Annotated in this window: 12 protein-coding genes and 3 pseudogenes; 8 read left to right on the top strand and 7 right to left on the bottom strand. The window is 39.6% G+C overall.

All coding sequences use genetic code 11. The features are described 5' to 3' along the window. Positions 1–187 precede the first annotated feature (187 nt). On the bottom strand, positions 188–451 hold the full coding sequence (locus FTU82_RS14310) for a hypothetical protein (protein WP_127801456.1): 264 nt from the start codon (positions 449–451) through the stop codon (positions 188–190). A gap of 501 nt (positions 452–952) precedes the next feature. On the opposite strand from FTU82_RS14310, the gene FTU82_RS14305 reads away from it, so the two are divergent. Then, positions 953–1276 (top strand): hypothetical protein, encoded by a 324-nt coding sequence (locus FTU82_RS14305; RefSeq protein WP_104442387.1) that lies wholly within the window; start codon positions 953–955, stop codon positions 1274–1276. Here the strand turns inward: FTU82_RS14305 and FTU82_RS14300 are convergent. Both FTU82_RS14300 and FTU82_RS14295 read right to left on the bottom strand, forming a co-directional pair. Then, entirely contained in the window at positions 1273–1482 is a 210-nt protein-coding gene (locus FTU82_RS14300) for a hypothetical protein (protein WP_005404800.1), read from the bottom strand. The two genes, FTU82_RS14305 and FTU82_RS14300, sit on opposite strands and share 4 nt — an antisense overlap. 126 nt (positions 1483–1608) lie before the next feature. Further along, entirely contained in the window at positions 1609–2601 is a 993-nt protein-coding gene (locus tag FTU82_RS14295; RefSeq protein WP_227554861.1) for a hypothetical protein, read from the bottom strand. Between the two features lie 2485 nt (positions 2602–5086). On the opposite strand from FTU82_RS14295, the gene repM reads away from it, so the two are divergent. The 4 genes and pseudogenes from repM to FTU82_RS14275 all read left to right on the top strand — a co-directional run. Beyond that, on the top strand, positions 5087–6037 hold the full coding sequence (gene repM / locus FTU82_RS14290; protein ID WP_005404786.1) for a replication initiation protein RepM: 951 nt from the start codon (positions 5087–5089) through the stop codon (positions 6035–6037). Positions 6038–6113: 76 nt separating this feature from the next. After that, a complete protein-coding gene (locus tag FTU82_RS14285) occupies positions 6114–6359 on the top strand; it encodes a hypothetical protein (RefSeq protein WP_005404787.1) in 246 nt (81 codons plus the stop codon). Positions 6360–6436: 77 nt separating this feature from the next. Beyond that, positions 6437–6988, top strand: coding sequence for a plasmid replication DNA-binding protein (locus tag FTU82_RS14280; protein WP_005404788.1), 552 nt, complete (start codon positions 6437–6439; stop codon positions 6986–6988). A 261-nt stretch (positions 6989–7249) separates the two neighbouring features. Next, positions 7250–7375, top strand: a pseudogene (locus FTU82_RS14275) (SMR family transporter); the annotation flags it as partial. Positions 7376–7382: 7 nt separating this feature from the next. On the opposite strand, the gene FTU82_RS14270 reads toward FTU82_RS14275, so the two are convergent. Beyond that, the gene (locus tag FTU82_RS14270; RefSeq protein WP_125279924.1) at positions 7383–8345 is read right to left on the bottom strand and encodes an IS30-like element IS18 family transposase; all 963 of its coding nucleotides are present in this window, start codon (positions 8343–8345) and stop codon (positions 7383–7385) included. Positions 8346–8449: 104 nt separating this feature from the next. On the opposite strand from FTU82_RS14270, the pseudogene FTU82_RS14265 reads away from it, so the two are divergent. The 3 genes and pseudogenes from FTU82_RS14265 to FTU82_RS14255 form a co-directional block, all read left to right on the top strand. Next, positions 8450–8671 (top strand): annotated as a pseudogene (locus FTU82_RS14265) (SMR family transporter); the annotation flags it as partial. Next, positions 8672–9229, top strand: coding sequence for a TetR/AcrR family transcriptional regulator (locus FTU82_RS14260; protein ID WP_005146114.1), 558 nt, complete (start codon positions 8672–8674; stop codon positions 9227–9229). Positions 9230–9351: 122 nt separating this feature from the next. Then, complete coding sequence (locus FTU82_RS14255; protein WP_005028420.1) at positions 9352–10056, top strand: IS6 family transposase; 705 nt, start codon at positions 9352–9354, stop codon at positions 10054–10056. Between the two features lie 35 nt (positions 10057–10091). On the opposite strand, the gene FTU82_RS14250 is transcribed toward FTU82_RS14255, so the two are convergent. The 3 genes and pseudogenes from FTU82_RS14250 to FTU82_RS14240 form a co-directional block, all read right to left on the bottom strand. Further along, a complete protein-coding gene (locus FTU82_RS14250) occupies positions 10092–10358 on the bottom strand; it encodes a LysR family transcriptional regulator (protein WP_077170324.1) in 267 nt (88 codons plus the stop codon). Positions 10359–10385: 27 nt separating this feature from the next. Then, the gene (gene floR / locus FTU82_RS14245; protein WP_000214122.1) at positions 10386–11600 is read right to left on the bottom strand and encodes a chloramphenicol/florfenicol efflux MFS transporter FloR; all 1215 of its coding nucleotides are present in this window, start codon (positions 11598–11600) and stop codon (positions 10386–10388) included. A gap of 247 nt (positions 11601–11847) precedes the next feature. Continuing rightward, a pseudogene (locus FTU82_RS14240) lies at positions 11848–11972 on the bottom strand (DDE-type integrase/transposase/recombinase); the annotation flags it as partial.

Here is an 11972-nt window from a genome sequence, read left to right as displayed (position 1 = left end):
GATTAGGCATTCTGTACCGTTAGAGTTTAGATAATTAAATACATATTGTACCGAAATTAAATATTAAGTCTATAAATACGGTTTTTGAGTTGCTTTTTAAGACTTTATTTTGTTCCGTTAGGCTATACTCTAAATTTACAGAACATCTCTTATTCGAAATTCGATCGAATGGGAGTAAAAGCCTGCCTCAATTCGAATTAATTTTACGTTTTTTAATTTTAAAAGTTCGTCGCCCAGCAAGTCGGTAAGCAAGGTCAGGATTCCGGCCGTCCAAGTGTTTAACCAAAATTGGCACACCATTCGGTGTTTTACTCATTAAATTATCATTTTCTACATACAGCACTGTTCCTCTTTGCGCTGCGGCAATAAAGCGGTCTCGAAGTACATTTGCAGCTTTGGCAGCAATACCTGATTCATTGTCATCTTCATCAATTAGATCTACTGTTGACATAGTGCCGTACTCCCAATTAGCTGATATATGAATCATATTACAAGTCGGGTAGACAGGATAAAGAACTAGAGACCTTTCTACATATAATGCTCTGATCGACACACACAATAGCTTCTTTCCACATCAAGGTAGGTATTATGTGTGATCTGAATTTTATATTTAATTTCAATAACTTATAAATATTAATGTTTGAGTTTTATTTTTGCCACATAAACAAAATAATATTTAAAATCAAATGCTTATATTTTATAAAAAATTTAAAGCTTAGCATCACACATGATAGCTACCTAAATTAGCTCCATTAGGTAGCTATCATGTGTGTCGATATTAAAAATTATGTTTAATTTCAATGTATTAATAGAATTCAACTCTTTATAATTTTGATATTTTTTTTACAAAGCACGGGATCATCTAACAGAAATTTTTTCCCTTTTTTAATCCTGGATATTTAGAATCGGTAGAAATTTCTTCACTTAAAAATTTAACTGCCTAGAGAGCAAAATGAATCCTATAACTTTTCAGAAACTGGAAAAAATGAATAAGCACTGCAAGGCTTGTGTTAAAGCCTATGCACTTTTGACTTTGTTGAGTCTGGTGACTTTTTTCATCTATTTTTTTAATCGTTTCACATTAGAAATTCTCGTTACGGACACGACTGCTCTATTTCCGGTTATCAAAATGGAAGCGTTGGCACTTGGGATAATGCACATTGTTTACTGCTTCTTTTTTAAATATGTCGATAAAAAACTTCAAATATTCGGCTTAGATTCAAATAATCTGAATGAATACATCCAGCGGAATCAGGCATTTTTCCAAAAATATTAAGGTATGGCTTCTCCAGTGGAACTCATGTCTTGTAATACATCAAAGACAAGTCTCTCAATGCCTGAGCGTGCTTTATCACGGTCTGGATCTAGCCAGGATAGCGACGGGAATTCGGCACAGAGTCCAATAAATTCCCCGTCTTGGGCGGACCATGTCACACTAAATAAATAACGAGCTTCGGTCTTAAAATCGAAAAAAGCTTTCATATATTTTGCCGCGTGTTTAGCCTCAGCTCTCAAATCGTCAATTTCTTGGCGGCTGAGATAATAATCATCAGGATATTTCTGCATGAGTTATCACCATTGTTAATTGAGATTGATTTAAAAAACATCCTATACCTCGGTTTTATTGGACTTCGCCTTCCATTTTTCGTATTTTTTGTTGAGATCTTCCGTTAATACACTCCTAAAATGAGCTTCTGCTTCTTGATATGATGAATTATTTACAATCGAACTTTTCAGTTTTTTCATATATGAAAGTTTTAAAGTCCGGGCACCATGATCAAACCAGGGCTGATTATATTTATCCTTGAATAAGCGTTTTTCTAGGTGATACAAATTTCCGATCTGCTGACGTACCCCACGGTAGCCTAAATAGCCCTCCAAGGCCCGGAAATGGCGTTCAAAATAGGCTTTCTTCTCATCCAGACTGGCATTTTTTTCAATCAGGCTCTGAAACCGCAAAACGACCCTTTTCCCTTGTTCTAGTTGTTCCTTATAGGCTTTATCAGTCAAACGCCAGGTCCAATCTGTGACATGTTTTTCATTGGTCCAATTCTTGGCTTGAAGCTCTTTAATGCTTTTCTTCGGCTTGGTCAGACGTACCAGTTCATATCTACCACAGCTGATTGGATTAACCTCACCAATGTAACTAAAAGACTCTGAACTTGGACAGATCTCAAAGATTTTACGGTTAATCTTCAATAAATCTTGTTTGTCTGTTTTGCTCAAAACTTTTTGAGTTTTTTCATCCAATAAGAAAGCATCACTGGTTCGACAAAACAGGTAAGCCTCTACTTGCACCAAAAAAGCAGGTTCATTTTTATCAAATTTTTCCCAGCATTCACTCTCACTCAGTCCTGGTAAATAACTATAAGTGAAATGAACCAGCAAGCTAAAAACTGGCTCACTGTTCAATCTTCTTCGATAGGTTTGTTGGGCTGTTTCCAGTAAATGATAACGCTCAATCCATTTTGAAATCATACGGCTTGCTTCATCAGTATTCATATTCAATATGAATTTCTTAGCAACAAGATCATATTCGTTCGTCATCATTCCCATGACATGTTTTGTAAAATCTTTAGGAACATAGCTGTAATAAATCATTTTTTTATTACTCTTAAAGTGATTTTAATAAAGTGATTCTATAAGAGATTTATAAAAGATATTTATTAAAAATTCTATAAGAAATTCTTAAAGTCTCAAAAATGCAATTTTTGAGACTTTAAGCATGATTGCGAATCACCTTCGGAGATTCTATAAATAGCAGTTCCCCAAAATGGGCTTGACGACCGCAACTTGATCAAATATAAAACTTTTAGGGTCTTTGATTTTTTGCGTGGACTGCCAATCCATGAGCCAATTCTTTTCTGTTTGGTTCCTGGGTTGCCTACCCATGAATCAGACACACTCCCCCTTCTTGAGGATTGCCAGTCTTTGAGAAGCTTTAGTGGTGAAGCTGCGTGCGTGAGGAAACTCTAGCTGGCGCGGCTACACTAGGGGCTGGCGGGTGTGACTCCCGCTTTCTACCTGTTCACTCATTTTGATGAATGAACACCCTCCACTCCCAAGGTGGAGGTCAGTTGGGCGACAAGGACACGGGATCACGGTGACGTGGCGGTGGGAGTAACTTCCCTCCTAGGCTGAAAGGGCCAAAACCCTGTATTAAAACAGACAGTCAGAGGACTCACGGAATGAGTAACCTCGTGAATAGCTGATAACCAGACGCTTCAAGTCAAAAACAAAAATAAAGACAAGGGCGTAGGTTATACCCACAGGTGGGCTTTTGAGGGCATCGTGAGGTGTCAGGGTTGCAAGGCGAAAGCTGGCGCAATCGGTACTCGATTTTAGGTAGAACAGTGAATTTGTCGGAAGACATTCTGTTTTGCTGTCGAGATCAATGGATAGCTCAAGCCTGTAAGGTCGTCAACATGGTGCTTTTTAGGCTGTGTATGTCGATATGGGTAAGGCGTGAACGTGGATGATTATTAACTACATATTGCATTGTATAAACCTGATACGACTTGGAACTGCGATCGGGGGAGATAGGAATGTAGGTGTTGTATGTAGGAGATCGGCACGGGTTCTGCCAGTTTTCAGGCAACTGAAAACAACTGTTTTAATACTAACTTGGGAAGCAGTTTTGTTTAATGACGAAGCCGTATTGCTTAAAGATTTCTCTTTAATTTGAAGAGGTCTTTATTCAATCGGAGGCAACTTCCGAAAACAGAACTGTGGGAGAGTGACTTAGTAGGGCTTTGCTGTAATGGCAAAGGAAGCATTTCAATTCGAGTGAAAGGCGAGCGTTGAAATGAGTAACGAAAGGACACGCCATTAAGTTGGAGTGTGTAAGAGAATTGGAAGAATGTGGTTTGAGGATGAAGTTTGGCAACTTCATAGACTTGGCGGTCTAAACCCTCCAGCCACATTTGTAAAAATCGACCTAGAAGATCAGATTCGAGTGGCATCGGATCCAGAAATTCCAAGAACCTTGAGAAAACAAGTCAAATCAAAGTCTTTGATCCGACTTTTTAAAAACGGTTAGTGGGGACCTCACTTAAAAAATCCTGACGCAGCCGATTCTGCTGAACGAAATTAAAAATCTGTGTGTCCCTCATCACACATAAATAACTGAGATCAAAGTCCTGAGTACGACTATAAACTGCTTTCCATTTTGCGCTGATTTGCGTTTTAAGCCATTTTCTCTATTTGATATAGGTAATCTTGATAATCAGTGAAAAAACGCGTCTACCCCCTATTTTTTGCCTCTAATCGTTATATCAGAGCGAGTGTCTACGAGCGAACATCAAAAAGTCGTGCCTAGACTCCCTGAAAAACAGCTTTTTAGGCTGTGAAGTCAAAAAAGGCGTAAATCATATGTAGAAAATTGAGCCTAGACCGAGCGAAGCGAGCAAAAAAGTACTATGAGCGAAGCGAATTCCGAGTTGCTTTTGCTTTTTCTAAAACTCACGAAAATATTAACCAAAAAATTGCCCCTCGAATCGAGCGAAAGCGAGATTCAATAGAGTTTGAGCGAAGCGAAAACCAAGGGCAATTTTTCATGATTCACGTTTTTAATTATTTTTAAATACTTTTAATGTTTTTAGATGCTCTGTAGCCCTATAAAATAAAGGGTTACAGAGCTTATACATGGACGTTTATCTTGCTATACATGGACGTTTATCTTGCTATACATGGACGTTTATCTTGCTATACATGGACGTTTATCTTGCATATATTGACAAATATTATAATGTCAATTTTAAGGTTGAATTATAAACCACCTAATTGCAATAAGTGTTTGTATTTAATGAATTTTTATTAATTCCGATTATATATTAGATATTTAATAAATATTAAATACATAATATCAAAGATATTATCTTAAAATATCTATATATATTATTGTTTTTATTATAAATAATAGATTAGATAATATATTAAATAGACATTTTATAACCTATTATTTTTAATATACATGGACGTTTATCTTGCTATACATGGACGTTTATCTTGCATAACCTAAAAAATCATTGACATCAAAATATAGTGTCAATATATTGACATCAAATGATCACGTCAAAATAAAGATATGAAAAATACTGTCGTCAAAGATAATGCTTTAATCAATGCTAGTTACAACCTAGATCTAGCAGAGCAAAGACTAATCTTATTAGCTATTGTTGAAGCTAGAGAAAGTGGAAAAGGTATCAATACAAACGACCCACTCGTTGTTCATGCTGAAAGTTATGCACATCAATTTAATGTTCATAGAAATACGGCTTATACAACATTGAAAAATGCTTGTAATGCACTGTTCTTACGTCAGTTTAGCTATCAAGAAAAAAACTCTAAAAACATAGAACATATTAAATCTAGATGGGTTAGTGAAATCAGATATATAGAGAATGAAGCCGTGGTTAAACTTATTTTTTCCCCAGCCATTGTTCCATTAATTACAAGATTAGAAGAACATTTTACTAAATATGAGCTAGAACAAATTAGTAATCTGAGTAGTGCTTATGCAATCCGTTTATATGAGCTTTTAATAGCGTGGCGAAGTACAGGTAAAACGCCAATTTTTGAATTAGCCGATTTTAGAGAAAAATTAGGAGTTGATAAAACAGACTACGCGATAATTTCTGATTTAAAAAAACGAGTACTAGATATTTCAGTTAAACAGCTTAATGAACACACTGACATCACTGTTGAATACGAACAACATAAAAAAGGACGTTCAATTTACGGCTTTTCATTTTTATTTAAAAACAAGCAAACAGAGCAGAATTTAAACTCGACACGAGATCCAAATACCGTAGATCTTGTTTCAAAAATGACTAAGGCTCAGCGACATTTATTTGCTAATAAACTCTCTCAATTACCTGAGATGAGTAAGTACTCCCAAGGCACCGAAAGCTTTCCGCAATTTGCAATTCGTATAGCTGACATGCTGCAAGATCCACATCGTGCTAAAGAACTGTATCCATACTTAGAAAAAGTGGGATTTATGTCAGCTACTAAAAACAATGCTGTTAACAACTAAACTCTCAGTGAGTGAAGGATCCAGAATTAAAATCTGAGACTAAATAATTAAACTATAGTCATATAAGGAATTTGAAATGCTTATTGATGCAATTGCTTTATTAAGTGCTAAAAAAAATACTAAAGGTTATTCAGCTCATATCCAAATTGAGACTTCTGACGGTTCAGAAATTAGTGGCTCTATACAATTAGATCATGAATGGGATTATCAACTCGGCTTTTTGAGAGATTTAATAAATACAGAAGAAGATATGCGTTTTGTTGATAGAACCTTTACCAGTGAGGATTTTAGAAATGGTGTTTTAGGTTACTTAAGCAATTAGGCTTTAAACCTTGAGTGTATTAAAGAATACACTTGTTGTATTCTTTAATACGTCTCCTAAATACACAGTAATACAGTATGAAAACAAGTACAAAATACAGTGTTAGTGATGCTGCAACACTGTATAAAAAATCTCGGGCCACACTCTACAAAGATATAAAAAACGGAGTATTAAGTCGTGATCATGATGGTTCTATCGACTTCTCAGAATTACTTCGTGTCTATGGTGAGCCTTTTGGTGGAAAACACCCAAAACGTATTGACATGTCTCCGATACAAAACCTAGATACACCTGAATACAATGATAAAACAGTGGAAGAACTCAAAAATCAGATTGAGTTTCTAAAGAAACAACTAGAAAAGGCAGAAGATAGAGAAGCAAAAGCTAATTCTCGCATCGACACACTCCTGACCCTCATTGAAATGAAACCATCCCAAGCCACTACAGCTAATAATCATCAACCTGAAACAGATATAGCGATAGATCCAAAACTAGAAACCAAACCTAAAGATGATGGATTGACTATTCCGGTTGAAAAAGAAAACAAGCGAATCCCTGTTCCTGAACACGTAGACCCAGAACCGGAAAAAAGAGGCTTCTGGAGCCGCTTCTTTAAGCCATATGGCTGATCTGATTGTTCACCTGGGCTTATTAAAACCGTGGAGCATTGCTCAAGAAGTAAGCGTGGAACGTGAAAAATCACAAAAAAAGCCCACCTTGGGGAAGGTGGGCTATCAACTAGAAACTACAGCATTGATTTCTAAGTGGAATTATAACGCATTTCGTATAACGTGTATTATGTTAATTTTAGAAAATCTAAAATAATTATTGATAATTTTTTTTTGAAAATTTAACATACCTTCCGATTGGTATTTTAGGTATGATTACTTATGAACAGTGTGTTACTCGCTTATGTATTACTTGGATTTGCAATAGTTTCCGAAGTGATTGGAAGTAGTTTTTTAGTTAAATCGGAAGGGTTTACAAAACTTTTTCCAAGCGTGATGGTCTTTATTGGCGGATTCAAGCGGCAAGTGCAACAGTATAAAAACCAGCCATAACTTCACTCGGTGTATACCAACCTAGTGTTTTTCTAGGACGATGGTTGAGTGCAAATTCTATCTGCTCTATTTGTTCGTTTGACACGCCATCAAACGATGATGATTTTGGCAGATATTGACGGATTAAACCATTCGTATTTTCATTTCTAGCTCGCTGAATAGACTTGTAAGGATCAGCAAAATACGTCTCTATGCCAGCATCAGTAATTCTTTTGTGTTCGGAAAATTCTTTGCCATTATCAAATGTCACACTATAAGCATGGCTCATTTGTAAACGATCTAATGCACAAGTAATCGTTTGAGAGGATGCTCTTGTTGGCCCTAAATGAACAATATGTACATACAGGCTCTTTCGATCAACGAGAGTCAATAAAGCACCTTTATGATGTTTACCAATCACCGTGTCACCTTCGAAATCTCCTAAACGTTGTCGTTGATCAATGACCTGGTCTCGGCAGTGAATACTTGTTTTATCAATGATTTGACCCCTACGATCCGTGTTTTTGTAACCGCGTTTTCGATATTTCTTCTGATGCCTTAAATGTAGATGAAGTTTACCGCCTTTTGATTTATCTTGATAAATGTACTGGTAAATCCACTCATGTGAAGGTACATCCAGCCAACCGCGTTGTGTTAAAGCACCTGAAATTTGTTCGGGTGACCAGTCCAAACCAATCAAATAATCAATATAAGCGAAGGCAAATGCTGTCATTGATGATGAAGGACGGTACCGTCTTTGACTTGCAAATTTAGCTGCCTGTTGAGCTCTATATCCACGTTGCCCAGTATTTCTTTTTAATTCACGGTAGATGGTTGATCGTGAACGTCCTAATTCCCGAGCAAGGGTAGCGATTGAACTTTTACTTTTCAAAGTAGCATAAATTTCGTATCTTTCATCTTGAGAAAGTTGGGTGTATTTCTTCATTGTGTGCTTTCCAATTGCGAGTTGAAAAAGTCTAATGATTCTATGAATACACCTAACTTTTTCAACTAACTACAAATGTGTTGCACTTGGGATTTGAATCTGCGATTTTTTTTAGCACGGCATTTTATTTATTATCACAAGTTATTAAAACAATCCCTTTAGGTATCGCATACGCTATATGGGCTGGTGTTGGGATTGTTCTAACTGCTGTAGTTGGCTACTTTGTTTTTAAACAGACACTAGATAATCCTGCTTTAATTGGAATTGGTTTTATCGTATCTGGCGTAATAATTATTAATTTATTTTCGCAATCAGCAGGTCATTAAGTGAAAGAAATTCGGCAACAAAAGAAGCAACCAGAGGTTATTCGAAAGCGCATCCTTGAACAGGCAACTATTCTTGTTTCTCAAAAGGGTATTTCTGGTGTTTCTATTCAAAATATTGCTACAGCAGTAGGTATAACAAAAGGGGGGGTATTTCACCATTTCCCGAATAAAAAAAATTTGATAGAAGAAATGTTCAATCAAATAATTCTTGATTTAGATCAAACAGTTGAATACTTGATTAAACGCGATCCAACAGAATATGGTAAATTCACACGAGCTTATATTCATAGTTCTTTTATCCATCAAATAGATGGGGTGGTTTCTGCTTGGTCAGCGTTATCAATGACTATGATCACAGAGCCTACCTTTAATAAAATTTGGATGGAATGGCTAAAAAATAGATTATCTCAACATGCAGAAACGGATAGTCATCCTGATTTAGAGTTACTTCGTTTAGCAGCAGATGGGTTGTGGCTACAAAGTATTACCGGAGTCATTGATGATGAGCAATGTTCAAAATTAGAAGACGATCTGCTTAATCGAACCTATTTAACATAAAATCTCTTATTCGAAATTTGAACTGTAAGCCCCAGATAGAAAAATCCAGTGCATAGAACGGCACTGTTGCAAATAGGCTGACATGATAAGCTAAATATCTTATTTATTTCGAGATACAGCAGATGAATCCCTTCCACGGTCGGCACTTTCAAGGTGAAATCATTCTTTGGGCTGTTCGTTGGTATTGTAAATATGGCATCAGCTATCGTGAACTTCAGGAAATGCTGGCCGAACGTGGAGTGAATGTTGATCACACCACAATTTATCGCTGGGTTCAGCGTTATGCTCCAGAAATGGAAAAACGTTTACGTTGGTATTGGCGTAATCCTACAGATCGACATTTATGGCATCTGGATGAAACTTACGTAAAAGTGAATGGCAAATGGGCATATCTATACCGTGCAGTTGACCAACGTGGCCATACTCTTGATTTCTATCTTTCTGCTAGACGAAATACCCATTCAGCTTATTGTTTTCTTGGAAAAATTTTAAATAATGTGAAGAAGTGGCAAATTCCACAAGTGATCAACACGGATAAAGCACCCACATATGGACGTGCTTTATCACGGTTAAAACGGGAAGGTAAATGTCCACCAGACCTTGAGCACAGGCAGATTAAGTATAAAAATAACGTGATTGAATGTGATCATGGCAAGCTAAAGCGGATCATCAGGGCCACATTAGGATTCAAATCTATGAAGACGGCTTATGCCACAATTAAAGGTATTGAAGTCATGCGTGCACTACGTAAAGGACAAGCATCGTCATTTTATTATGGTCAGCCTCAGGGTGAAGTGTGTCTAATCAACAGGGTTTTCGGTCTCTAAGTACTTTTTAAAGGGAACATCATCGACTCAAATCTCTATTTGCAACAGTGCCCCATGAAGTGCCTGCCTGCGTCTGTTAGCCGAACGCCCCGCGCATGGCGCTCAAATAGCAGGACACCAAGGTTATCCTCCAGCGCTTTCACACGCGCGCTGACGCTCGACTGGCTGATACCAAGTGCCTTGGCCGCATGCCGAAAATTCAGATGCTCGGCGACGGCGATGAACTGAACAAGGGAAATGAGCGGTATCCTGCCAGACAGGATACCGACATTCACGAGGTTTCGATGGTTAGTGCGCCGCATCGGAGCGGGCCTGCTACCAGTCGTCGGTTAGACGACTGGCGACTTCTCGGTGGCAGCCCCACGGAGCCGAAGGAGCACCAGCCCCAACGAAACCAGTACCGCCATCGCCGTGGCGTAACAGATCACGGGCCACGCTGTGTCACCGTTTAAAAGTGCCACCGCCAATGTCCCGACAATGCTGACTATCAGGCTTTGAACGCAGAAGTAGAACGCGACCGCTGATCCCGCGATGTCGTCGAACTCTGCCAAAGCGCCGTTCGCGGTAACGGACACCGTGAAGACAATACCGACCGCGACAACCCACATCGGTAGGATGAAGGTGAGGAATGACGGCGAGCCGTAAAGTTCGCCGATCCCCAACAGGACCGCTCCGCAAACAAGCAACGCCATCCCACGCGCCACGCATCCTGCGATGCCCCATCTGGCGACAAAGGACTTCGCGAAACGGGTTGTCACGATCATTACAAGCGCGACAGTGGCGAAGGCAAAGCTGAATCCGATCTCGGAATATTCCGCTTGGCCTATGAGCACACGGGGAGCCGTCGAGAAGAAGACGAAGTAGGTGCCCATACCGGCGCTAAAGCCGACAGTGTAAACCCAAAAAGCCGGACTCGCGAAGATCGGCAAGACAGATCGGCGCGTCTTGACTTGATCCAGAGGGCGGGTTTCGTGCCACCTGAAACCCGCATTTAGGAGTGCGAGCATCGCCAGTATAGCCAAAGTAATGAATATCGCCTGCCATCCCAAGAACTCGCCGATCAATACTCCGGCGATAGGGCCGAGCGCAGGCACGAACGCCAGCATCGAACTGAAAAGGCCGTAGATGACGACACCCTCAGGACGGTTGGCATAAACGTCGCGAACCGTCGCGAACGTCGCCACCAGCATGGCCGACGCGCCCACTGCTTGAAGTAGACGGAAAGCGACAAAGGCCGGTGCAGTTGAAGACCAAGCTGCTCCCAGAGACGCAATGACGAAAGCCGTTGCGCCCGCAAGTAGAATTGGCCGTCGCCCGATTCTGTCTGAGAGCGGACCAAAAATCACCTGGCCCACGCCGAGCATCACCATATAGAGGCTCAACGTGAGTTGGATCATAGCGGGCGTCGTGTTCAGGATGCCGGGCATCGCTGGAACGACAGGGAGATAAATATCCATCGCCAGTGAAGCGAGGATGTCGAAAGGAGCCATCAGCAGCAGTGCTGCCGGCAGCGTATAGGCCCACGCGGGGCGTGTGGTGGTCATGACGAATCAACCCTCGATTAAGGAATACCGGGCGACGTCTGCTCGTCAGCAATCAGATGAGACTAGCCTTACAGAGCGCCGCAACAACAATACTGGTTGTTGCGGCTTACTTGTCTGCTGACTTGGAATTTCCCATCTGATTACTCCACGCTTACGAATATGAATTGCTACATTTTATCCGATTATCTTTTGCTTCGCAATGCGGCATGGGCGCACTCAGCGTTCCAGCCCCCTCTGCCGCCCTAAATGCTTGCTCCAATGCATCGAGCACCATATCTGTATTCATCCGTGTCGATACTTTCCATCCAACAATTGCTCGTGAGAACACATCAATAATAAATGCAGTATAAACCCAGCCTGAATTTGTTTGAA

It is taken from the genome of Acinetobacter sp. YH12151, assembly GCF_013418355.1.
Lineage (GTDB): Bacteria > Pseudomonadota > Gammaproteobacteria > Pseudomonadales > Moraxellaceae > Acinetobacter > Acinetobacter pseudolwoffii.
The sequence above is the reverse complement of the archived record's forward strand: the minus strand, read 5'-3'. Positions and strand labels throughout refer to the sequence as shown.

What these genes read in the sequence shown, in the direction of transcription:
- FTU82_RS14310 (WP_127801456.1), bottom strand. Translation starts at nt 451, where the DNA reads ATGTCAACAGTAGATCTAATTGATGAAGATGACAATGAATCAGGTATT.
- FTU82_RS14280 (WP_005404788.1), top strand. Translation starts at nt 6,437, where the DNA reads ATGAAAACAAGTACAAAATACAGTGTTAGTGATGCTGCAACACTGTAT.
- FTU82_RS14255 (WP_005028420.1), top strand. Translation starts at nt 9,352, where the DNA reads ATGAATCCCTTCCACGGTCGGCACTTTCAAGGTGAAATCATTCTTTGG.
- FTU82_RS14295 (WP_227554861.1), bottom strand. Translation starts at nt 2,601, where the DNA reads ATGATTTATTACAGCTATGTTCCTAAAGATTTTACAAAACATGTCATG.
- FTU82_RS14250 (WP_077170324.1), bottom strand. Translation starts at nt 10,358, where the DNA reads ATGCGGCGCACTAACCATCGAAACCTCGTGAATGTCGGTATCCTGTCT.
- FTU82_RS14305 (WP_104442387.1), top strand. Translation starts at nt 953, where the DNA reads ATGAATCCTATAACTTTTCAGAAACTGGAAAAAATGAATAAGCACTGC.
- FTU82_RS14285 (WP_005404787.1), top strand. Translation starts at nt 6,114, where the DNA reads ATGCTTATTGATGCAATTGCTTTATTAAGTGCTAAAAAAAATACTAAA.
- FTU82_RS14270 (WP_125279924.1), bottom strand. Translation starts at nt 8,345, where the DNA reads ATGAAGAAATACACCCAACTTTCTCAAGATGAAAGATACGAAATTTAT.
- floR (WP_000214122.1), bottom strand. Translation starts at nt 11,600, where the DNA reads ATGACCACCACACGCCCCGCGTGGGCCTATACGCTGCCGGCAGCACTG.
- FTU82_RS14300 (WP_005404800.1), bottom strand. Translation starts at nt 1,482, where the DNA reads ATGAAAGCTTTTTTCGATTTTAAGACCGAAGCTCGTTATTTATTTAGT.
- repM (WP_005404786.1), top strand. Translation starts at nt 5,087, where the DNA reads ATGAAAAATACTGTCGTCAAAGATAATGCTTTAATCAATGCTAGTTAC.